Source organism: Rhodoplanes azumiensis (assembly GCF_042682915.1).
GTDB lineage: Bacteria > Pseudomonadota > Alphaproteobacteria > Rhizobiales > Xanthobacteraceae > Rhodoplanes > Rhodoplanes azumiensis.
Genome location: NZ_JBHUIW010000035.1, coordinates 1 through 21,794, shown reverse-complemented (window position 1 = coordinate 21,794; position 21,794 = coordinate 1). Strand labels below are relative to the sequence as shown.

20 protein-coding genes are annotated in these 21,794 nt (G+C 72.3%); 11 read left to right on the top strand and 9 right to left on the bottom strand.

Annotated features, from left to right (window positions below; all coding sequences use genetic code 11):
- Window positions 1-16 precede the first annotated feature (16 nt).
- Window positions 17-2,617: a sensor domain-containing phosphodiesterase gene (locus ACFSOX_RS21715; RefSeq protein WP_378479915.1), complete on the bottom strand. Its 2,601-nt coding sequence runs from the start codon at window positions 2,615-2,617 to the stop codon at window positions 17-19.
- Between the two features lie 242 nt (window positions 2,618-2,859).
- On the opposite strand from ACFSOX_RS21715, the gene ACFSOX_RS21710 reads away from it, so the two are divergent.
- A complete protein-coding gene (locus tag ACFSOX_RS21710) occupies window positions 2,860-3,321 on the top strand; it encodes a hypothetical protein (protein WP_378479914.1) in 462 nt (153 codons plus the stop codon).
- Between the two features lie 90 nt (window positions 3,322-3,411).
- Here the strand turns inward: ACFSOX_RS21710 and ACFSOX_RS21705 are convergent, their stop codons facing one another.
- Window positions 3,412-3,792, bottom strand: coding sequence for a hypothetical protein (locus ACFSOX_RS21705; protein WP_378479913.1), 381 nt, complete (start codon window positions 3,790-3,792; stop codon window positions 3,412-3,414).
- Window positions 3,793-3,919: 127 nt separating this feature from the next.
- On the opposite strand from ACFSOX_RS21705, the gene ACFSOX_RS21700 reads away from it, so the two are divergent.
- From ACFSOX_RS21700 to ACFSOX_RS21680, 5 genes are all read left to right on the top strand, one after another.
- Window positions 3,920-4,336: a PepSY domain-containing protein gene (locus ACFSOX_RS21700; RefSeq protein WP_378479912.1), complete on the top strand. Its 417-nt coding sequence runs from the start codon at window positions 3,920-3,922 to the stop codon at window positions 4,334-4,336.
- A 53-nt stretch (window positions 4,337-4,389) separates the two neighbouring features.
- Window positions 4,390-5,064 carry a response regulator transcription factor gene (locus ACFSOX_RS21695; protein WP_378479911.1) on the top strand — a complete coding sequence of 225 codons (675 nt, stop codon included), beginning with the start codon at window positions 4,390-4,392 and terminating at the stop codon, window positions 5,062-5,064.
- Entirely contained in the window at window positions 5,061-6,428 is a 1,368-nt protein-coding gene (locus tag ACFSOX_RS21690) for a sensor histidine kinase (RefSeq protein ID WP_378479910.1), read from the top strand. The genes ACFSOX_RS21695 and ACFSOX_RS21690 overlap by 4 nt, the downstream gene beginning before the upstream one ends.
- Window positions 6,429-6,517: 89 nt before the next feature.
- Entirely contained in the window at window positions 6,518-7,096 is a 579-nt protein-coding gene (locus ACFSOX_RS21685; protein ID WP_378479909.1) for a cytochrome b, read from the top strand.
- Between the two features lie 130 nt (window positions 7,097-7,226).
- Window positions 7,227-9,176, top strand: a complete 1,950-nt coding sequence (locus ACFSOX_RS21680) for a multicopper oxidase family protein (protein ID WP_378479908.1) — start codon at window positions 7,227-7,229, stop codon at window positions 9,174-9,176.
- A 34-nt stretch (window positions 9,177-9,210) separates the two neighbouring features.
- Here the strand turns inward: ACFSOX_RS21680 and ACFSOX_RS21675 are convergent, their stop codons facing one another.
- Window positions 9,211-9,555, bottom strand: a complete 345-nt coding sequence (locus tag ACFSOX_RS21675) for a GIY-YIG nuclease family protein (protein ID WP_378479907.1) — start codon at window positions 9,553-9,555, stop codon at window positions 9,211-9,213.
- A gap of 377 nt (window positions 9,556-9,932) precedes the next feature.
- Here ACFSOX_RS21675 and ACFSOX_RS21670 point away from each other — a divergent pair, with 377 nt between their 5' ends.
- Both ACFSOX_RS21670 and ACFSOX_RS21665 read left to right on the top strand, forming a co-directional pair.
- On the top strand, window positions 9,933-10,064 hold the full coding sequence (locus tag ACFSOX_RS21670) for a hypothetical protein (protein WP_272779918.1): 132 nt from the start codon (window positions 9,933-9,935) through the stop codon (window positions 10,062-10,064).
- 333 nt (window positions 10,065-10,397) lie between these two features.
- Window positions 10,398-12,086, top strand: coding sequence for a serpin family protein (locus ACFSOX_RS21665; RefSeq protein WP_378479906.1), 1,689 nt, complete (start codon window positions 10,398-10,400; stop codon window positions 12,084-12,086).
- A gap of 10 nt (window positions 12,087-12,096) precedes the next feature.
- Here ACFSOX_RS21665 and ACFSOX_RS21660 read toward each other — a convergent pair whose 3' ends face one another.
- Together ACFSOX_RS21660 and ACFSOX_RS21655 are read right to left on the bottom strand one after the other, a co-directional pair.
- Window positions 12,097-13,071: a hypothetical protein gene (locus ACFSOX_RS21660; RefSeq protein ID WP_378479905.1), complete on the bottom strand. Its 975-nt coding sequence runs from the start codon at window positions 13,069-13,071 to the stop codon at window positions 12,097-12,099.
- A 232-nt stretch (window positions 13,072-13,303) separates the two neighbouring features.
- Complete coding sequence (locus ACFSOX_RS21655; RefSeq protein WP_111360682.1) at window positions 13,304-13,552, bottom strand: hypothetical protein; 249 nt, start codon at window positions 13,550-13,552, stop codon at window positions 13,304-13,306.
- Window positions 13,553-13,817: 265 nt separating this feature from the next.
- Here ACFSOX_RS21655 and ACFSOX_RS21650 point away from each other — a divergent pair, with 265 nt between their 5' ends.
- Together ACFSOX_RS21650 and gcvH are read left to right on the top strand one after the other, a co-directional pair.
- Entirely contained in the window at window positions 13,818-14,426 is a 609-nt protein-coding gene (locus ACFSOX_RS21650; RefSeq protein WP_378479904.1) for a septation protein A, read from the top strand.
- Between the two features lie 15 nt (window positions 14,427-14,441).
- Window positions 14,442-14,807: a glycine cleavage system protein GcvH gene (gene gcvH / locus ACFSOX_RS21645; RefSeq protein WP_378479903.1), complete on the top strand. Its 366-nt coding sequence runs from the start codon at window positions 14,442-14,444 to the stop codon at window positions 14,805-14,807.
- Window positions 14,808-14,957: 150 nt separating this feature from the next.
- Here the strand turns inward: gcvH and ftsY are convergent, their stop codons facing one another.
- Window positions 14,958-15,911 carry a signal recognition particle-docking protein FtsY gene (gene ftsY, locus ACFSOX_RS21640; RefSeq protein WP_378479902.1) on the bottom strand — a complete coding sequence of 318 codons (954 nt, stop codon included), beginning with the start codon at window positions 15,909-15,911 and terminating at the stop codon, window positions 14,958-14,960.
- 27 nt (window positions 15,912-15,938) lie between these two features.
- On the opposite strand from ftsY, the gene ACFSOX_RS21635 reads away from it, so the two are divergent.
- Window positions 15,939-16,712, top strand: a complete 774-nt coding sequence (locus ACFSOX_RS21635) for an RluA family pseudouridine synthase (protein WP_378479901.1) — start codon at window positions 15,939-15,941, stop codon at window positions 16,710-16,712.
- Here the strand turns inward: ACFSOX_RS21635 and xdhC are convergent.
- From xdhC to xdhA, 3 genes are read right to left on the bottom strand one after another with little or no spacing between them, the layout of a single operon-like run.
- Window positions 16,703-17,698, bottom strand: coding sequence for a xanthine dehydrogenase accessory protein XdhC (gene xdhC, locus ACFSOX_RS21630; protein WP_378479900.1), 996 nt, complete (start codon window positions 17,696-17,698; stop codon window positions 16,703-16,705). The genes ACFSOX_RS21635 and xdhC overlap by 10 nt on opposite strands.
- Window positions 17,699-17,713: 15 nt before the next feature.
- Window positions 17,714-20,032, bottom strand: coding sequence for a xanthine dehydrogenase molybdopterin binding subunit (gene xdhB, locus ACFSOX_RS21625; protein ID WP_378479937.1), 2,319 nt, complete (start codon window positions 20,030-20,032; stop codon window positions 17,714-17,716).
- Window positions 20,033-20,045: 13 nt separating this feature from the next.
- Complete coding sequence (gene xdhA / locus ACFSOX_RS21620) at window positions 20,046-21,587, bottom strand: xanthine dehydrogenase small subunit (protein WP_378479899.1); 1,542 nt, start codon at window positions 21,585-21,587, stop codon at window positions 20,046-20,048.
- Between the last annotated feature and the right edge of the window lie 207 nt (window positions 21,588-21,794).

Genomic DNA, 21,794 nt, shown 5'->3' with positions numbered 1-21,794 from the left:
TGGGTGTGGTCGGCGTTCAGCCGGCCGCGGCGGCCCGCCCGGGGACGCCGCCGAGCCATTCGGTCGCCGCCTCGGCCGACATCGGCCGGCCGAGCAGGAAGCCCTGGCCGAGATCGCAGCCGAGCGCCGAAAGCCTCGCGAACTGCGCCTCGGTCTCGATCCCCTCGGCCACCACCTCGAGATCGAGGCTGTGGGCGAGGTTGACGATGGCGCGGGTGATCGCGGTGTCGCCGGCGTCGGTGCCGATGTCGGTCACGAAGGAGCGATCGATCTTGAGAACGTCGACCGGGAAACGCCGCAGATGCGCCAGCGACGAGTAGCCGGTGCCGAAGTCGTCGAGCGCGATGCGGACGCCGGCGGCGTGCAGCCGCGCCAGCGCCGCCGCGACGCGCGGATCCTCGGCGATGACCCCCTGCTCGGTGACCTCGAGGACGATGCGCTGCGGCGCGATCCGCCAGGCCGTCAGCACGGCCAGCATGTCGTCGGCGAAGCCGTCCGCCCGGATCTGGCTGCCCGACATGTTGACCCCGATGGTGCCGGGATCGAGTCCGTGGTCGAGCCAGCCGCGCGCCTGGCGGGCGGCCGTCTCGAGGACGAAACGGGCCACCCAGCCGTGCAGGCCGGCCGCCTCCATGGCGTCGAGGAACGCGCCGGGGCCGAGCAACCCGCGGCGCGAATGCAGCCAGCGAATCAGCACCTCGAAGCCGGAATGCCCGCGCCCCTCCATCCGGAGGACCGGCTGATAGGCGAGGCGGAACTGGTTCTCCGCCATGGCGAGCCGCACCTCGTTGAGCAGCTTCAGCCGGGCGACGGCGTCGTCCATCATGCCGGGATCGAAGAACGACACCGAGCGCTTGCCGGCCGCCTTGGCGCGAGAGAGCGCGACGTCGGCGTTCTTCAGGAGCTCCGCGGCGTCGTCGGTGTCCTGCGGGAAGCGCGTCACGCCGATGCTGGCGCTCGGGTGAAGGGTCTCGTCGCGGTGGCGCACCGGTTGGCTCAGTGCCTCGAGGAGGCGCCGGGCGCGCCGCTCGATCTCCTGCGGCGCGTCGACGTCGACCAGGACGACGGCGAACTCGTCACCGCCGAGCCGCGCCACGACGTCCCTGTCCCCGGTGGCCTGGAGCAGCCGATGGGCGACGGTCTGCAGCAGCGCGTCGCCGGCGTCGTGGCCGATCGCGTCGTTGACGTCCTTGAAGTTGTCGAGGTCGAGAACGACGAGGGCGCCGCCGCGTCGCGCGCCGTCGCGGCCCGGAGCGAGGCAGCGGGCGAGCTGCTCGTTGAAGGAGCGCCGGTTCAGGAGCCCGGTCAGCGTGTCCCGATGGGCGAGGTCGCGGATCTGCGCCTCGCGGGCCTTCTGCTCGCTGACGTCCTGCACCAGCGCCATCCACTGTCCGGCGACGCCGTCGAGCGTGAAGGAGCTGATGGCGACCGGGACGCGGGCGCCGCTGCGGTGCAAGCACAGGCGTTGGAACGGCCCGGCCGATCCGCCCGATCCGGCCGGGCCGTCGTCATCGGCGGCGCGCAGGCCGGGCGGGGCGATCCGCGACCACGCCAGCCGGCCGGCCTCGACGTCGGCGCGATCGTGGCCGACGATGCGCAGGAACTCGTCGTTGGCGTCGACGATGCGGTCGCCCTCGCAGGTGATCACGCCGATCACGCCCGACGCCTGCAAGGCGTGCAGCTTGGCGCTCATCGCCCGCATCGCGCTCTCGGACTCGACGATCGCGGTGACGTCGCGCCCGGTGCCGCGATAGCCGACGAACCGACCGGCCCGGTCGAGCATCGGCTTGCCGCTGGTCTCCAGATGGCTGATCCCGCCGTCGGCCCGCCGCACCGCGTAGCGGAACGCCCGGAACGGCCGGTGGGCCTCGAGATCGGCGACATGGCTCGTCCACACCGGGTCGGCGGGATCGGCGCCGGCCAGCTCGCGGCGGGTGCGGCCCAGGAAGGCGCCGCCGGCGACGCCGGCCGGCATCGGATGGGAGACGTAGACGAAGCGGTGCTCGGCGTCGGTCTCCCACAGCCAGTCGGTGGCGGTCTCGAGCAGATCCTGCAGGCGTTGCCGGACGAGCGCTCGCCCGCTCTCGACCTTGGCGCGCGCGACGAGCTCGCCGGCGAGGCGCTGGTTCGCGACGCGCAGGTCGAGCTCGGTCGCCACCATGGCGGCCAGCTCGCGCAGCGCCGCGATCCGCTCGGCGCCGAGCCGGCGCGGCACCCGATCGATGGCGCACAGCGCGCCGACATTGAAGCCGTCGGCCGTGCGGATCGGCGCGCCCGCATAGAACCGGATCCCGTCCTCGGCGGTCACCAGCGGGTTGTCGTGAAAGCGCGGATCGCACCGCGCGTCCTCGACGACGAACGGCTCGTCGCCGAGAATCGCGTGAGCACAGAACGCGACCTCGCGCGAGGTCTCGGTCGTCGTCAGGCCGACGCGCGACTTGAACCACTGGCGATCGCGGTCGACGAAGCTGATCACGGCGACCGGCACGCCGGTCAGCAGCGCCACCAGACGGGTGATGCGCTCGAAGCTCTCTTCCGGCGCGGTGTCGAGGACGGCACAACGGCGCAGCGCGGCGAGGCGTTCGGCTTCGTTCGGCGGTATCGCGGCAGGCGACATCGTGGGCGAGCTCTCGACCGGAGACGGCTCATTCAGGCTAGTCCGCCCTGGTGGTCTACCGGCCCGAGCGTTAAGGGCGCCTGAGGTTCCGTGTGGTGTTCGGGCACAACTGCGATCACGGTTAAGGAAGCGTGCCGCCGCAGCGTCGTCAGGTCGCGGTCAGGTTCGCGCGCGCAGGCTCTCCACGAATGATCACGACGGAGGCGAGGATGACACGGACCGGCACGACAAGACGGGCCTGCATGACGGCGAGACGCGCGACCCGGCTGACGGCCGGCCTGCTGGTGGGCTTCGCCCTGGTGGCGACGACGGCGGCGGTCCGGGCCGCGCCGGAGAGCGACGATCCGCGCCTGCTGATCGATCTACCGGCCGACGTGCGGCAGACCTTCCTGGAGCACATGCGGACCCACATGACGACGCTCGACCAGGTGCTGCAGCTGGTCGGCGGCGGCCGCGTCAAGGAGGCCGGTGTCCTCGCCCGCAAGGAGATGGCGATCGGTCAGGGGCTCGGGATCGGGCGCCACATGCCGGCCGAGTTCCGCGAGATGAGCTTCGCGTTCCATCGCGCCGCCGACGATTTCGCCCGCGTCACCCAGACCGTGGCGGATCCGCCCGACGCGGCCGGCTGGAAGGCGCTGATGACCGGCATCGCCGCCATCACGACCCAATGCGCCGGCTGCCACGGCGCCTTCCGGGTCCGCTGACTCACGGCGGACGCCGGCGTTCGGCGCGTCCCCGGAGCGAGGACGCGCCCGGGACAGCGGCGCTCGCCACCGTCCCGGACGCGGAACGCGCTATTTGGTCATGCACTCGGTCAAGAAGGCGCGGCGCGGGCCGGCGCGCAGGCCCTTGGCGTCCGCCTCCTTGAAGCAGGCGGCGTGCTTGTCGGGATTTTGCACGCGCCAGCAGCCGGGAGTGTTCGGGGCAGCCGCGCAAGGGCCGGTGGCCTGCCGCCAGCCGTATCCCTGACCATAACCCTGACCGTAGCCGGGGCCGTAGCCCTGACCGTAGCTCTGGCCGTAGCTCTGGCCGTAGCCGCGGCCGTACCCGGGACCAGCTCCTTGACCCCAGCCCCGTCCGTAGCCCTGCCCCTGGCCCCAGCCCTGCGCATCGGCCGCGAGCGTGCCGGCGGCGACGAGCGCGACCGCGACGACGATCGTGCGAGCCGTTATCATGTCGTCCTCCTGAGTTCCGGTCGGGACGAATGCTCCCGATCGACTGCAAGCGTCGCACAGGGCGGCTGATCCGGGTCTGACGCGGCCCGTCAGGCGCCCGTCAGCACGACGCGACGAGACTGTCGTGATGACCCTCCCCCGCCGATCCCTCCTCCTCGCCAGCCTCGCCCTCGTCACCGCCGCGACGTCCGCCTTCGCCCAGCGCGGCGACGGTCCGCCCTGGGGCGGTGGCGGCCCGCCCCCCTGGGCCGGCCGCGGCCGCGGCGACGGACGCTACGGGGAGGGACGCGGCGAAGGGCGTCGTCGTCGCCAGCGCGGCGATCACGACTGCGCCCTCAAGGCGCTGTCCGAGGGGCGTGCGAAGCCGCTTTCCGAGCTGTTGCCCGTGATCGAGAAGGAGCTCGGCGGTCAGGCCATCGACGTCGAGCTCGAGCGCTGCCACGGTCGCATCGTCTACGAGGTGAAGGCGCTGCGCCCGGACGGCAAGCTGGTCGAGGTGAAGGTCGACGCCCTGACCGGCAAGCCGATCGAGGACGACGACTGAGGAACGACACCCGCAGACGACGCCCGAGGACGGAACCGAGAGGACGACGCGCGATGCGCATCCTGGTGGTGGAGGACGAGCCCCGCATCGCCCGCGACATCGCCGCGGCGCTCACCGCCGCCGGCGGCGTCGTCGAGGTGGTCGCCGACGGCGAGGAGGCGTGGTTCAAGGGCGACACCGAGGACTACGCGCTGGTCGTCCTCGATCTCGGCCTGCCGCGGCTCGACGGCCTCGCCGTGCTCAAGCGCTGGCGCGCCAACCACCGCCAGACGCCGGTGCTGATCCTCACGGCGCGCGGCACCTGGGCCGAGCGCGTCGAGGGCATCGACGCCGGCGCCGACGACTATCTGCCGAAGCCGTTCCGCATGGAGGAGCTGGTCGCCCGCGCCCGCGCCCTGATCCGCCGCTCCGCCGGCATCGGCACCGCCGTGATCACGGCCGGCCCGCTCACCGTCGATCCGCGCGACATGAAGGTCTCTTGCCGCGGCGTTCCGGTGAACCTCTCGCCGCTGGAGTACCGGCTGGTCGCCTATCTGGCGCTCCACCAGGATCGCGTGGTGCCGCCGCACGAGCTGATCGACCAGCTCTACGGCACCGACGACGCCCGCGACGCCAACGCGCTGGAGGCCCTCGTCATGCGGCTGCGTCGAAAACTCGGCGCCGACGCCATCGAGACGCGGCGCGGCTTCGGCTACCGCATCGGCGAGGACAAGGAGGCGACCTCGTGATCGGCGGCTCGCTCCGGCTCCGCCTGCTCGTCGCCGGCGCCGTCTCGATCCTGGTCGCGCTCGGCGTCGCCGCCTTCGGCCTGTCGGTGCTGTTCGAGCGCCACGCCGAGCGCGGCATGACCGACGAGCTCGTCGTGCTGCTCGACCGGCTCGCCGCCGGCATCGACCGCGACGCCGACGGCAAGCTCGTCGTCGCCGATCCGCCCGACGATCCCCGCTTCGAGAAGCCGCTGTCCGGCCTCTACTGGCAGGTCGCGCAGGAGCCCGGCGGCCTCGTCGACCGCTCGCGCTCGCTGTGGGACTTCGAGCTGACCCCGCCCGAGGACGAGCCGCCGGAGGGCACCGTGCATCGCCATCGCATCGCCGGGCCGGGCGAGACGCGGCTGATGGCGGTCGAGCGCCGCGTCGTGCTGCCGGCGCGGCTGGGGGGCGCCACGGTGCGACTGGTGGTCGGACGCGACGCCGCCGACCTCGCCGCCGCCCGGGCCGAGTTCACCACCGAGCTGCTGCCGTTCCTGGCGCTGGTCGCGCTGCTGCTGGTGATCGCCTCCGCCGTGCAGGTGCGGGTCGGCCTCGCCCCGCTCGCCGCCGTGCAGGCGCGCCTCGCCGCGATCCGGTCCGGCCGCGCCGAGCGGCTCGGCATTGCGTTTCCGGACGAGGTGCGGCCGCTCGCCGCCGAGGTCGACGGACTGCTCGACCAGCGCGATCGCCAGGTCGAGACGGCCCGCGCCCGCGCCGCCGACCTCGCCCACGGGCTGAAGACGCCGCTGCAGGTGCTGGCCGGCGACATCGACCGGCTGAAGCAGAAGGGCGAGACGGCGATCGCGGCCGATCTCGACCTGGTCGGCGAGACGATGCGGCGGCATGTCGAGCGCGAGCTCGCCCGCGCCAGGCGCACCGCGGTCGCGGCCGATGCGGCCGCCCCGGTCGGCGCGGTGGCGCAGCGGGTCGTCGACGTCGTCCGCCGCACCCCGACGGGCGATGCGCTCGACTGGGAGGTGACGATCGATCCGCAGCTCGCCGCCCGCATCGCCCCCGACGATCTCGCCGAGATCCTCGGTAACCTCCTCGACAACGCCGCCCGCCACGCCCGTGAGCGCGTCGCCGTCACGGCGGCCGCCGAGGACGGCGACGTGGTGCTGCGGGTGGTCGACGACGGGCCCGGCATCCCGCCCGCCCTGGTGCCGCAGGCGCTCGCCCGCGGCGGCCGCATCGACACCGGCCCCGGCACCGGGCTGGGCCTCGCCATCGCCGGCGATATCGCCGACGCCTGGAACGGTGCGCTGCGGCTCGGCCCGACCGAGCCCGGCCGCATGACCGCGGCCGTCCATCTGCCGCGGGCGGGCACGCCACAGGCCCGCTGACGGGAGCCTGACGCCACGGGTCAGAAGCGCGTCAGCCGGCGCGTGCGACGAGGCGGCATTGTTCCTGAAGCAGATCGGGATGCCGCATCATGTCCACGTCCATCGCCACGCCGCCCATCGGCACCGAGAGATTTCGCTACGACACCTTCACCCAGGCCCTCCACTGGCTGACGCTGATCGCCGTCGCCGGCACGTTCGTCAGCGGCCAGATGATGGAGGACATGCCGCGCGGCACCGCCAAGGCCCAGCTGATCGGCCTCCACGTCTCGGTCGGCCTGCTGGTGCTGACCTTCACGGTGCTGCGCCTCGCGCGCCGCATCTGCGTGCCGCCGCCCGACCCGATCCCCGGCGCGCCGCTCGTGCAGATGGCCGCCAAGGCCATGCATCTGAGCCTTTATCTCCTCCTGTTCATCGTCCTGATCGCCGGCATGGCGATGGTGTGGGCGAAGGGCCGCACGGTCGGCTTCTTCGGCCTGTTCAATTTTCCGCCGCTGATCGGGCCGGACCGCGACCTCGCCGAGCGGCTCGGCGAGATGCACGAGATCGGCGCCAACCTGATCGTCGTCCTGGCCGGCGTGCACGCGGTGGCCGCCATCGTCCACCACACCATGCTGAAGGACGGCGCCCTCGCCCGTATGCTGCCGTTCGGCACGCCGCGCCACGGCTGATCCGCCGCGCAATTGTCCAAGGCTGCGGCACCGTGTTCCGCCGCAGTGCCAGACGCCGGCTTCCGGTTCGATCCCCGATCGCATACGATCCTGCGCATGTGATCAGGTCGTCGGACAGCCGGAGCACGCCATGCCGATCGATCGCCGGGCCTTCCTGGCCTATGGGACCGGAACCGCGCTCGGCCTGTTCGTCCAGGATCCGTCGGGCCGCTCGCGTGCGATCGCCGGTCCGGTGATGGGCGGCAGCCTGCGCACCGACCGCGTCGAGCGGTTCGCGCTGCCGCTCGTCGTGCCGAAGGCGATGCCGCGCTCCGGGCCGAACGCCTACCGGATCGCGGCGCGCCAGCAGCGCCGGCAGATGCTGCCGCCGCCCTTCGGCCGGACCCCTCTCTGGTGCTACGGCGCCGAGGGCCACGACGACAGCTTCGCGTCGCCGGCCGCGACCATCGAGGCGACGCGCGGCACGCCGATCGAGATCACCTGGATCAACGACCTGACGACGGCGGAGCGGCGCTTCCGGCCGCACCTCCTGCCGGTCGACCCGACGCTGCACTGGGCCAATCCGGGCGGCCGCCGCGACACCCGCCCGACCTTCACGACGACGCCGGGTCCGTATCGCGGGCCGGTGCCGCTGGTCACCCATGTGCACGGCATGGAGGCCGTCGAGGACTGGAGCGACGGCTATCCGGAAGCCTGGGTGCTGCCCGACGCCGTGGACCTGCCCGAGGGCGTCGCGCCGGTCGGCACCTGGTACGATTTTTTCTGGGCGAAGTCGGGCCGCGGCGATTGGGGGGCGGGGCGCGTCACCTTTCGCTATCCCAACAGCCAGCGCCCCGGGATGCTCTGGTATCACGACCACACGCTCGGGCTCACCCGGCTCAACGTCTATGCGGGCCTCGCCGGCCTGTATCTGATCCGCAGCGACGACCCGGCCGATCAGCCGACCGTTTTCGGCAGCGGGACGGCCGCGGTGCTGCCGGCGGGCGCGTTCGAGATCCCGCTCGCCATCGTGGACCGCTCGTTCAACGCCGACGGATCGCTCTTCTACCCGGACAGCCGGCGGCTGTTCGACGGCTATGCCGGACCGTTCATCCCGACCTCCGAGGTGTCGCCGATCTGGGTGCCGGAGTTCTTCGGCAACGTGATGGTGGTCAACGGCCGCGCCTGGCCGCGCTGCGAGGTCGAGCCGCGGCGCTATCGGCTGCGCATCCTCAACGCCTGCAATTCGCGCGTCCTGATCTTGCGCTTCGCCGACCCCAAGGTGGAGGTCTGGCAGATCGGCACCGAGGGCGGCTTCCTGCGCGCGCCCGTGAAGCTGCGCGACGTGCTGCTGGCGCCGGCCGAGCGCGCCGATCTGATCGTCGACTTCTCGCGGCTCGCGCCGGGCAGCCGCGTCACGCTGCGCAATCTCGGGCCGGACGCGCCCTACAAAGGCGCGCCGGACGAGGATCCGGCCGAGCGCCGCAGCACCGGCCAGGTGATGCAGGTCCGCGTCGTCGCCGCGACCGGTCCCGATGCGACCACGCCGCCGGCCCGCCTCGCCCTGCCGCCGATCGCCCCGCTGCCCGAGCCGGTGCGCACGCGGTCGCTGGCGCTGGTCGAGCAGATGGCCCCGTCGCGCAAGGGCGAGGTGCCGCACGAGACGGCGCTCGCCACCTTCGATCCCGGGCTCGGCCGCGACCGCGGCGTCACGCTGCGCCACTGGGCCGACCCGGTGACCGAGAACCCCGCAGCCGGCGACACCGAGGACTGGGCGTTCCACAATCTCACCGGCGACGCGCATCCGATGCACGTCCACGACGTCCTGTTCCAGGTCGTCGACCGCCGCGCCCTCGACGACGAGACCGGGCGCCCGGAGGGGCCGGCGCACCCCCCGCGGCCCGAGGAGGACGGCTGGAAGGACACCGTGATCGCCCGGCCCGGCGAGGTGACGCGAGTGCGGATGCGGTTTTCGAAGCCCGGCCAGTTCGTCTGGCACTGCCACATGGTCGAGCACGAGGACAACGAGATGATGCGGCCGTTCCGGGTCGGCCCCGAGCAGCCCGGCGAGCCGCAGGACCACGGCGCCCCGAAGACCTGACGGCGGGCCACCGCCCCTCGATCGCGTGACAGGGTCATTCGCGGGAAAGAGTCGGCGCGCCGAACGGCAGGACGACGCCCTCCGGCCAGGCGAACAGATGGCTCGGGCAGGCGGCGCAGTCGCTCGAGCCGAAGCCCGGGACCGGCACGGGCAGGCCGCCGAGCTGTGCGGCGAGCGCACATTCGTCGTCGTTCGGAACGGCCCACACGGCGATCACCCGGCCTGTCGTGGTCAGCCGGTCGACGTGCCAGCGCAGCGTCTTTCGCCGGCGCAGATGGCGGGCGACGCGGGCGCGCAACCCGCCGGGACCGCGCGCCGACCCGCAATAGAGATAGCGCCCGGGGCCCAACGTGCCGGCCGGGCGGCCGGCGAGGCGCACAAGGACCGGGTTATCCAACCGGATGGCCAAGACATAGGCGCCCGCAACCGCCGGCAGGGCGGCCGCCGCGGCGAGGGTTTGCGCTGCGGCCGTAGCGCGAGTCGCGGTTGTGCGGTGCGAGACCATCGAGCGAGACGGGCCACCACGGTTCGGCTTGTATGCATGATGCCACCCCAAGGTGCGGCCTGCGCATACCTTCCATTAATTGTGCATAGCACAAATTTGTATTGACTCGTACCGCCTCGGCGCGCTGGACTAGACATGCGCAATTGCACGGACTGGAAAATCGAGGAGGACTTTGAATGCGCCGTCTGGGTGTAGCCTCCGCTAGCTCGTTGCCGTCCCTCATCATTCCCTGCCCGCGCTGTGCCCAGCGCATGTCGTATCGGTCGGTCAGCACGACCAAGGCCGAGCCTCGCATCCAGGACACCACCTACGCCTGCGACCAGTGCGGCACCGAGGTGATCCGCACCAGCTTCCGCACCGTCGATCCCAAGCAGGCCGCGTAACCAAGGCCGCGTAACCGAGGCCGCGTAACCGAGGCCGCACACACCGACGCCACCTGAACCCAGGCTCCTGAACGACGCGGCCGATCGGGCCGCCCGTGTGCTCCGCCAGCCGCCCCGACGCCGTTCCGATCCGGCCGCGTCGGCTCTGCCCCGCCCCGATATCCGACAACCGAGCCGCCTGCTCACCGCTTCCCGGGCGGACGTTTCGTCGGGCCTGTGCCAGCCCCACCCCGCGCGTAGCCTTTGCTCGCCCGCGCGCGTAAGCTTCGCCGCGACCGGCCGTGAACCTCCCGTGCCGCCGCCGACACCAGGGAGAGTGCCAGGGAGGGTGCGATGTCCCGCAAGGTGATCGCCGTCGCCGCCGCCACGCTGTTCGCGCTGGCGGCCGTCACCGTTTCGGACCCGGTCTGGTCGGCGCCGGCCGAACGGGACGGCAAGGCCGCGACACAACGGAGCGCGTCGAGCGCACCGAAGGCGCAGCCGAAGACGAAATCGACCGACCGGCCGCCGGGGGCACCGGTTCCCGGCCAGACGTCCGGTCCGGCGACGCCCGTGAAGGTCGACGTCGCCGCCATGCGGACCGCCCAGACGCGGCTCGCCGTGAGGCTGGTCGAGGCGCTGCAGAAGGAGACGCCCGACGCCGCCAACCTGATGGTGTCGCCCGGCAGCCTCGCCATGGTGTCCGGCCTGATCGCGCTCGGCGCCGACGCCAAGCTCGAGGCGGCGCTCTCCCGTGTGCTCGGTTTCACCGAGGCGCTCGGCTTCGCGGAGGCGGCACCGCCCCCCGCCGCGCCGGACAAGCCAGCCGGCAAGGCCGAGAAACCCCGCAAGGGCGACAAGGCGCGGAAATCCGCCAAGGCGGGGCCGGCCCGGACGCTGCCGCCGCCGGTCGACTTCGCCTCGGTGCGGGAGATCACGGCGGCCGTCATGGCCGACAAGGGCCTCGCCGACGTGCTGTCGGTCGCCGACGCGATCTGGATCGACCCGGCGATGACGCCGAAAGACTCGGTGCTGGCCGCCGTCACGGCCGCCGGCGGCGAGGTGTTTCGCGACCCGCTCGGCAGCCCGGAGTCGCTCGCCAAGATCAACGGCTGGGTGAGCGAGAAGACCCGCGGCCTGATCCCGACGCTGCTCGATCGCGCGCCGGCCGATCCCGGGCTCGTCGCCGTCAACGCGCTCTACTTCAAGGATCGCTGGAAGACCGCCTTCGCGCCGGGCCGCACCCGGCCGGCGCCGTTCACCCGCGCCGACGGCTCGACCGTCGAGGTGCCGATGATGGCCGGGACGATCGAGGGCACGCCGATGCGCAGCGACGACACCTTCGTCGCGGTCGAGCTCGGCTACCAGTCGCCGCGCTTCGGCCTGGTGCTCGTCACCGCGAAGGAGAAGCCGCTGCCGGCCGCGGGCTTCGCGCCGGTGGCCGACTGGCTGTCCGGGCGCGAGTTCGCCGCCGCGACCGTCGAGGTGTCGCTGCCGCGGATCGCGCTCGACCAGCGCGCCGGGCTCTTGCCCGGCCTCGACGCACTCGGGCTGAAGGAGGGGCGCGCGTCGCCGACCGCGCTCGACGGCTTCGGTCCCGGCCAGCGCCTCTCCGACGTGATCCAGAAGACGGTGCTGAGGATCGACGAGACGGGCACCGAGGCGGCCGCTGCCACCGCCGTGCTCACCGTGCGCTCGGCGCTGCGCAACCAGAACCCGCGGGTCGTCTTCGACAAGCCGTTCTGGTTCGCGCTGCGCGACCGCGACACCGGGGTGGTGCTGATCGCCGGCTATGTCGGCGATCCGTCCCGCGCCGTCGCGACCGCCGCGGCCGCACCGGCCGCACCGGCCCCCGGACCGTCACCGCCGCCCGAACCGTCACCCACGCCGGCCGCGGCTCCGCCGGAGGCGCCGCCCGCGGCCGTCGACCAGCCGACGCCCGAGCAGCCCGCCGCCGCGCCCCCTTCGCCGACGCAGGCCCCGCTGCCCACCGACGCCACGCCACCGGCCGAGCAGGCGCCGCGGACCGAGGAGGCGCGCTGAGCCGCGCGCCCTATCGCAGCAGCACGGCGGCGACGGTCCGGCGCCAGAGCGACGAGTCGCGCTGCGGCGTCGCCGGCGGCGTTCCCTTCTCCAGCGCCCGGATGGCGTCGATCGATTCCTTGCGGATGCGGCCGAGGTCGATCGACTCGGCCGCCGCGATCGTGTCCTTCAGCACGCCGGCGGTTCCCGCCGGCTGGCCGGCGAGCTCACCGCGCAGGAGGCCGAGCAGCACGGGGTCGCGCGCCGCATTGGCGGCCAGCGTGAACTTCGCCATGCAGCCGACCGTCAGCCGGCCGGCGTCGGCGCGCTCCTCCGACCACGGCAGCAGCGCCACGATGCGGGCGAGCGGCGCCGCGTCGCCGGTGGCGAAATAGATGCCCCACAGGGTGTCGAGCACGTCCGGGCCGACCGCGAGCGCCGGCATCTTGTCGGCCGGCTCGCCGAACCGAAACCAGCCGCGCAGGCGCGTCCACACCGAGGCGGGCTCGTCCATGGCGAGGCGGGCCAGCGTCGGCAGGCGGTCGCTGACATAGGCCTGGATCATCGCGTCGTGGTGCGGGAAGCGGGCGGCGCTGCGGGCGAGCAGGCCCTTCCAGTCCGGATGTCCCGAATAGGCGATCGCCCGGATGATCACCCAGGCGTCCTCCTGCGGGAACGGCGAGAGGGCGGCGATCAGGGCATCGGCGCGGGTCGGCTGCGCCGCGATCACGCCGGCCAGGAAGCCGACATGAAGGCCGGCCGCCTCGGGCCGCGCCAGCGCCCCGGTCCGGCTCGCCGCGCGAAGCGCCGCGGGCACGCGCGTCGGCTCGGGCCGCGCCCGGTAGCCCTGGATGAAGTGCAGCACCGCCTCGCCCGACGCGAAGGCGTCCGTCGCGACGGCGCCGGCCACGACGGTCTCGCCGGGGCGTGGCGGCTGCTCCCCGGCCGCCGCGGCGGGCGACGCCAGGAGCAAGCCCGCCAGCAGGACGGCGATCACCGATCTCATGTCTCGTCCCCTTCGGCCGCTCCGCCATCGACGACGATGCCGGCCCGGCACTCCCCCGGCCGCCTATCGACCAGACCGGCGGGGCGAATTCTGGGACGGGACGGGCCGATTCTTGGGCGTGTTCGAGGCGCGACACGGCGTGGCGAATTGGCCACAACCGGCGCCCGAAAAGCGACGGACAGGGCAGACGTGCCGTCTCGGCACAGCCGGGAAGGCAGATTCGGTGGAGGCGTCAGGCCGCCTTGAGCGAGCGCGCCCGGCTCTGGGTCAGCTCGACGTAACGGGCGATGTCCTGGGCGCGGCCTTCGCGGCCGTCCATGGCGTCCGACCAGATCCGGCGGATCTCCGGCTCGTTTTCGTAATAATTGATGCCGCGCCACTGGTTGAGGCGGATGCTGCCGTCCGCCAGCCGGGTGGCCGAGAACAACAGGCCGAGCTCGCCGAGCCGGTCCAGAAAGTCTTTGATCCTGAAGTCCGACATGGCGTCGCCTCGCTCTCTGATTCGTCAGTGTGGGGCGTTTTCCGGACGGGTCAATTTCCAACCATGGTTTTGACGAGATGTTCACCGTGAACAGCCGGGGGCTGTGGCGGTGGCGTCACACGCGCGGTGCCGGATGGCCGTCCTGTGTGCACGATCGGACGTGCGGTTCCGCCGGGGCGGCCCGGCTGGACGGCGCAGGGCGGTGGCGCGGTGGGCGAGCCTCGTGCTAGGTGCAGCCGTGCGCCGCTCCTGCGTGGATCCCCGTATGTCAGAGACCCGCCTGAACCCCGCCCTCAAGGTCGCCCTCGACGTCGGCCCGCTGGTGCTGTTCTTCGCCGCCAACGCGAAATTCGGCATCTTCGCCGCGACCGGCACCTTCATGGTCGCGGTCGTGGCCGCGCTCGCCGTGTCCTATGCGCTGACCCGCCACCTGCCGGTGATGCCGGTCGTCTCGGCCGTGATCGTGCTGGTGTTCGGCGGGCTGACGCTGGTGCTGCACGACGAGACTTTCATCAAGCTGAAGCCGACCCTGATCTACATGCTGTTCGCCGTCGTGCTGGCGGTCGGCCTGTGGCGCGACCGGCCGCTGCTCGCGATGGTGTTCGACAGCGTGTTCGACCTCACCGAGGAAGGCTGGCGCAAGCTGACGGTGCGCTGGACCGTGTTCTTCGTCGTGATGGCCGCCGTCAACGAGCTGGTCTGGCGCACCCAGAGCACCGACTTCTGGGTGAACTTCAAGCTGTTCGGCTTCGTGCCGCTGACCTTCCTGTTCGCCGTGGCGCAGGTGCGCCTCCTCGCGCGCCATGCCGCCGGCGACGCCGACAAGCCCGCCGCGCCGACCGCGCCGTCGACCGACACTCGCCCTGCGCCCTGATCTCCGGAGACGTCGATGCTGAAATTCACCAAGGACCACGAGTGGCTGCGGCTCGACGGCGACGTCGCGGTCGTCGGCATCACGGACCACGCTCAAGAGCAGCTCGGCGACCTTGTCTTCGTCGAGCTGCCGGGCGTCGGCGCCTCGTTCGATCAAGGCGCCGCGGCGGCCGTCGTCGAGTCGGTGAAGGCCGCCTCCGACATCTACGCGCCGGTCGCAGGCGAGGTGACCGAGGTAAACGAGGCCGTGGTCGCCGAGCCGGGCCTCGTCAACACCGACCCGGCCGGCCAGGGCTGGCTGTTCAAGATGACGATCACCGACAAGGCCCAGCTCGACGGGCTCCTGGACGAGGCGGGCTACAAGGCGCTGATCGCGGGGTGAGCGCACGGGCGACTGCGCCCGTCGTCCCCGGGCGGCGCGTCAGCGCCGAGCCCGGGATCCATACGCCCGGTGTCTCGTGAACCGCCCGCACCGGGATTGAGGATTCCGGGCTCGCGCCTTCGGCGCGCCCCGGAATGACAGTCCCCTCACCTACTCGATCCCCGCGACCGCCTTGGCGAAATCCTTCGCCTCGAAGGGCGCGAGGTCGTCGACGCCCTCGCCGACCCCGATGAAGTGAACCGGCAGGCCGTACTTGGCCGCGACCGCCACGAGAATGCCGCCCCGCGCCGTGCCGTCGAGCTTGGTCATCACCAGGCCGGTGACGCCCGCCGTCCTGGTGAACACCTCGACCTGCGACATCGCGTTCTGCCCGACCGTGGCGTCGAGGACGAGCAGCACGGCGTGCGGCGCGCTGGCGTCGACCTTGCGCATCACCCGGACGATCTTCTCGAGCTCGCCCATCAGGGTCGACTTGTTCTGCAGCCGCCCGGCCGTGTCGACGATCAGCACGTCGGCGTCCTGGCTGCGCGCCGTCTCCAGCGCCTCGAAGGCGAGGCTCGCGGCGTCGCCGCCCTGGGTGCCGGCGATCACCGGGCTCCTGGTGCGGGTGCCCCAGATCTTGATCTGTTCGATGGCGGCGGCCCGGAACGTGTCGCCGGCGGCCAGCACGACCTTGCGGCCCTCCGCGGTGAGCCGCGCCGCGAGCTTGCCGATGGTCGTCGTCTTGCCCGACCCGTTGACCCCGACCACCAGCACGACGAACGGCTTCTTGGCCGGATCGATCACCAAGGGCTTGGCGACCGGCGCCAGGATCGTCTCGACCTCGGCGGCCAGGATCGCCTTCACCTCCTCGGGCGTGACCTGCTTGTCGTAGCGCCCCTCGCCGACCTTGCCGGCGATCGCCACCGCCGTCTCCATGCCGAGATCGGCGCGGATCAGCGCCTCCTCCAGCTCCTCGACCACGGCGTGGTCGAGCCGGCGCTTGGTGACGAGATCGGCGATCGCCCCGCCGATCGAGGCCGAGGTGCGCTTCAGCCCGGTCGAGAGCCGGCGCCACCACTGTCCCGCGGCGGTATTCTCGGTGTCTTCGGTGCTATCGGTCATGTCGGCTGCCGTGATAGCGCTTTCGCCATGACACAGGAAGAGATGCTTGCGCGCGTCCTGCACCGGGACGGGCTGATGATCGTGATCGACAAGCCGGCCGGCCTGCCGGTCCACCGCGGGCCGAAGGGCGGCGAGAACCTCGAGGACTCGTTCGACGCGCTGCGCTTCGGCCTGCCGCGCGCGCCTGCCCTCGCCCACCGGCTCGATCGAGAGACCTCCGGCTGCCTGGTGCTGGGGCGCCACCGCAAGGCGCTCGCCCATCTCGGGCTCCTGTTCAAGCACGGCGAGGTGAAGAAGACTTACTGGGCCGTGGTCGAGGGCGGCCCGGAGGCCGACGAGGGCACCATCGACATGCCGCTCGGCCGGCTCGACGAGACCCGCGGCTGGTGGATGAAGCCGGACCCGAACGGGCTGCCCTCGGTGTCGACCTGGCACGTGCTGGGCCGAAGCGGCGCGGCAGGCGCCGGCGCGACCGGACCGGGCACCGGCGCCGGACCGCTCGTCGGGTCGCTCACCGGACCGCTCGCTTGGCTCGCGCTGTCGCCGCTCACCGGCCGCACCCACCAGCTCCGCGTGCACTGCGCCGCGATGGGCTTCCCGATCCTCGGCGACACCATCTACGGCCGCGGCCCGCGGTTCGGCGGCCCCGGCTTGCACCTGCACGCCCGGGAGATCGTCGTGCCGCTGTCGAAGAACAAGCCGCCCGTGCGGGTGACGGCGCCGGTGCCGCCGCACCTCGCCGCCGCGCTGACCGCGTGCGGCTGGCGCGGAGAAGCCGAGGCGCCCGACGCTCAGCCCTGACCGGCGCGGCCGCCGGCCGAGCGCCGCGGCACGGCGCCGAGCTTTTCGCGGGCGACGAGGAGCTGCGCCGCGACCGAGGCGGCGATGACGGCCGGCGTCTTGCCGCCGATCTCGGGCAGGCCGATCGGGCAGACGAGGCGGGCGATCGCTTCCTCGGAGAGCCCGAGCGCGCGGGCCTGCGAGGCGAAGCGCGCGCGCTTGGTGGCCGAGCCGATCATGCCGACCAGATCGAATTTCTCGCGCTGCAGCGCCCGGGTCGCGACGGCGTAGTCGAGCGCGTGGGCGTGCGTCATCACCAGGACGAGGGCGCCGGCCGACGCCGCGTCGACCTCGCGCTCCGGCGTCTCGCTGTGGACCGCGACCGCATTGGCCGGCAGATGGCTCGGGAAGGCTTCGGCCCGGCTGTCGATCCAGCGCACCGCGAAGGGCAGCGGCGCCAGCGCCAGCACCAAGGCGCGGCCGACATGACCGGCCCCGAACAAGAGCACCGGCGTGAGCTCGTCGCCGAACGCTTCCAGGAACGGCTCGCCCGCTTCGGGCCGGCCGGTGCGGATCGCGACCGCCGCCGGACCGGAGACGATCTCGCGGCGAATCCGGCCGTCCTCGCCGAGCTGCGCGATCGTCGTGAAGGGTCCGCCGCGCTCGGCCGCAGCCAGCGCCGCGATCGCTTCCTGATCGGCGCGATCGAAGATCTCGGTGAGTGTCGTCACCACCCCGCCGCAGCACTGGGCGAGATCGGGACCGAGCGTCCAGGTGCGGAATCGCGCCTGCGCCGCCTCGGGGCTCGCGAGCGTCGCCGTGGTCTCGGCCAGCACCTCGTATTCGAGCCGGCCGCCGCCGATCGAGCCCCAGAACCCACCGTCGGGGCGCGCGACCAGCCGCGCCCCGGCCTCGCGCGGCGACGAGCCGGCGACCCGCACGACGCTGACCAGCGCGGCGCGGCCGTGCTGCGCGATCGTCTCGGCGATGCGGGCGAAGACCGCCATCGGGGCGCGACGGGATCAGCTCGGCCGTGCCAGCGCCGCGCCGAGCGCCGCCGCCACGTCGAGCTCGCCGATCGCCGTGACGATCGCCTCCGGGGTCGCCGGGGCGTCGAGCCGCGCGCCGGCGCCCGGACGCGCCGCCTCGACGGCATCGGCGAGAGCGCAGAACACCGAGATCGCGAGGTTGAACGGCGGCTCGCCGACCGCCTTGGAACGGTAGATGGTCTCCTCGCGGTTCGCCCCGTCGAACAGCGCGACGCGGAAGTCGGCCGGCACGTCGGAGGCGACCGGGATCTTGTAGGTCGACGGCGCGTGCGTGAGCAGCCGGCCCTCGGCATCGAACACCAGCTCCTCGGTGGTGAGCCAGCCCATGCCCTGGACGAAGCCGCCCTCGATCTGGCCGATGTCGAGCGCCGGATTGAGCGAGCGGCCGACGTCGTGGAGGATGTCGACGCGCAAGACCTTGTTCTCACCCGTGCCGGCGTCGATCAGCACCTCGCTCGCCGCGGCGCCCCAGGCGAAATAGAAGAACGGATGGCCGGTGCCGCGGGCGCGATCCCAGTGCAGGTTCGGCGTCTTGTAGAAGCCGGTCGACGACAGCGAGACGCGGCCGCAATGCGCCGCGTGGGCGAGCTCGCCGAAGCCGATGCGCTGGTTGCCGATCTGCACGTGATCGTCGGCGAAGAGGATCTGCTCCTCCGGAACCTGCCAGTTGTCCGCCGCGAAGGCGACCATGCGGGCCTTGATGGTGCGGCACGCCGCCTGCACGGCCATGCCGTTGAGGTCGCTGCCCGAGGAGGCGGCGGTCGGCGAGGTGTTCGGAACTTTCTCCGTCGAGGTCGGCGTGATGCGCACCCGCTCGAGCCCGATGCCGAACTCCTCCGCCGCGACCTGCGCCACCTTCTGGAACAGCCCCTGCCCCATCTCGGTGCCGCCGTGGTTCAGATGCACCGAGCCGTCCTGATAGACATGCACGAGCGCACCGGCCTGGTTCATCGCGGCGAGCGTGAACGAGATACCGAACTTCAGCGGCGTCAGCGCGAGGCCGCGCTTGAGGATCGGCGACGTCTTGTTGAACGCGGCGATCGCGGCGCGGCGCGCGCGATAGTCGGACGTCCTTTCCAGCTCCTCGATCAGCGCGAGTCCGACGTCGTGATCCTCGATCGTCTGCCCATAGGGCGTGCGGTCGCGGCCCGGCGCGTAGAAGTTCGCCTTGCGGATGTCGAGCGGATCGCGGCCGAGCGACCAGGCGATGGCGTCGACCACGCGCTCGGCCGCCAGCATGCCCTGCGGCCCGCCGAAACCGCGGAACGCCGTGTTGGAGACCGTGTTGGTCTTCACGCGGCGCGTGTCGATGCGGAAGGCGGGCAGATGATAGGTGTTGTCGGCGTGGAACATGGCGCGGTCGACGACGCCGGCCGAGCAGTCCGCCGACATGCCGCAGCGCGCCGCGAGCAGCACGTCGAGCCCGGCGATGCGCCCCGCATCGTCGAAGCCGACCGACCAGTCGACGCGGAAGTCATGACGCTTGCCGGTCATCATCATGTCGGCATCACGGTCGAGCCGCAGCTTGCACGGCCGGCCGGTGACGCGCGCAGCGATGGCGGCGATCGCGGCCCACTGGCAGGCCTGCGTCTCCTTGCCGCCGAAGCCGCCGCCCATGCGGCGGACCTCGCAGGTGACGAAGGCGTCCGGCACGCCGAGCGTGCGCGCCACGATGTGCTGCACCTCGGTCGGATGCTGGGTCGAGGAATGCACCAGCATGGCGCCGTCCTCGCCCGGGATCGCGAGCGCGATCTGGCCTTCCAGATAGAAGTGCTCCTGGCCGCCCATGCGCAGCGTGCCGGACGCCTTGTGGGGCGCCGCCGCGATGGCGGCTTCGACGTCGCCGCCGACGAACGCATAGTCGGGCAGCACGCGCGCGCCCGTCGCGAGGCCGTCGTCGATCGTGACGGCGGGCGGTGCCGGCGTGATCTCGATGCCGGCGAGCGGCACCGCGCGACGCGCGGCGTCACGGCTCGTCGCGACGACGGCGAACAGCGGCTGGCCGTGGAACTCGATCGTGTCGGACGCGAGGATCGGCTCGTCGTCCATGTGGGCGGCGACGCAGTTCCTGCCGGGAATGTCGGCCGCCGTGACGACGGCGACGACGCCTTGCGCGGTGCGGACGCGATCGAGATCGAGCGTCACGAGCGTGCCGTGCGCCTTGGTGGCGCCGCCGACCGCGACATGCAGGGTGCCGGCCGGCTCGGGAAGATCGTCGATATAGGGCGCGGCGCCCTGCACCTGCTTGACGGCACTGTCGTGCGGCAGCGGCTTCCTGACGTGACGCAGCATGTCCTCGGGCTTTTCACGAAGCGACACGGGCGACCTCCCTCGGGCGCACCCGCGTCGTCGCGCTCGGCACGCCGGCGATCTCGGCCAGCGCCTTGATCACGATGGTCTTCGCCACCTGCAGCCGGTAGGCGGCGCTGCCGCGCTGATCGGTGAGCGGGGTGAAGTCATCGCCGATCCTCTCCGCCGCCGCGCGCCAGGTGGCGGGGTCGGCGACCGGCGCCCCGGCGAGCGCGGTCTCGACGGCGGTCGCGCGCTTCGGCACGCCCGCCATGCCGCCGAAGGCGATGCGGGCCGAGACGATGCGGGCGGACGCGATCCGATCACCTCGCAGCGTGAAAGCGAAGGCGCCCATCACGGCCGAAATATCCTCGTCCATGCGCTTGGTGATCTTGAACACGCGCAGCCGCGTGTCGGCGGCCGGCTTCGGCACGACGAGCCGGCGCACGAACTCGCCGGTCTCGCGATCCTGCTTGCCGTAGGCGACGAAGAAGTCCTCCACCGGCACGGTGCGGACGCGCGCGCCCTTGCGCAGCTCGATCGTTGCGCCGAGCGCGATCAGCACCGGCGCGAGATCGCCGATCGGCGAGCCGTTGGCGATGTTGCCGCCGACCGTGCCCGAGGTGCGTACCTGGGTCGAGCCGAAGCGGCGCATCAGCTCGTCGATGTCGGGGTCGAGCCCGCCCAGCAGCGGCCTGGCGCGGGCGAGCGGCAGCGCCGCGCCGAGCGTCAGCGTGTCGGCCGTGTCGGTGACGGCATCGAGCCCGGCGACGCGGCCGACATGGACGATCTTGGGCAGCGCGGCGAGCTTCTTCGTCACCCAAAGACCGACATCGGTGGCGCCCGCCACGATGGTCGCGTCCGGGTGCTGCTCCAGCAACGCGGCGAGGGAGTCTTCGTTCGCCGGCGCGGCGAAGAACGAGGTCTCGTCGCCGACGAGGACGTCCTGGCCGTCCTCCAGCTCGCGCAGCGCCGCCAGACGCTCCGGCGCGCTGCGGGCGAAACGGTCGGCGGCCGGGGCGGCGAGGCTCGCCGTCGCGGCGTCGACGATCGGGCGGTAGCCGGTGCAGCGGCACAGATTGCCGGCCAGCACCTCGTCGATCTCGTCCCGCGACGGCGCATGGTCGCGGGGCTTGTCGTCGGACACGCGGTGGTAGTGAGCGAACAGGCTCATCACGATGCCGGGTGTGCAGAAGCCGCACTGCGAGCCGTGCCCCTGTGCGAGCGCTGCCTGCACCGGATGAAGCGCGCCGCTCTTCTCCGGGCCGGATCCGTCCGGCCCGGACCCGGCCAGATCCTCCACCGTGATCAGCTCGGCGCCGTCGATCTGGCCCAGGAAGGCGATGCAGGAGTTGACCGGCTCGTGGACGACGCGGTCGCCGCGCCGGCGCGCCAGCACCACCGTGCAGGCGCCGCAGTCGCCCTCGGCACAGGCCTCCTTGGTGCCGGTCGAGCGTTCTTCCAAACGCAACCAGTCCAGCACCGTGGTGCGCGGCGTGAAATCGCGCAGCCGAAGAACCCGCCCGCGGCGGATGATCTGGATACAGTCTCGCGACATGACTCCTCCGGGAAGCCTCGAATCATACGAGATCGAAACTCGCTTCGGTAGCGTCGAGTTTACGCAGCCGCCGCCCAGCCGGCGGGCAGGAGGCGGCGGCGACCGGTGGTGCGAATGACGTCGCGAGTGCTCGCTTTCCCTCTCCCCGCTGCGCGCTACGGCATGCACACATTTCGGGTGGGCAAGAGCTTGTCTCGGAGGATCCAG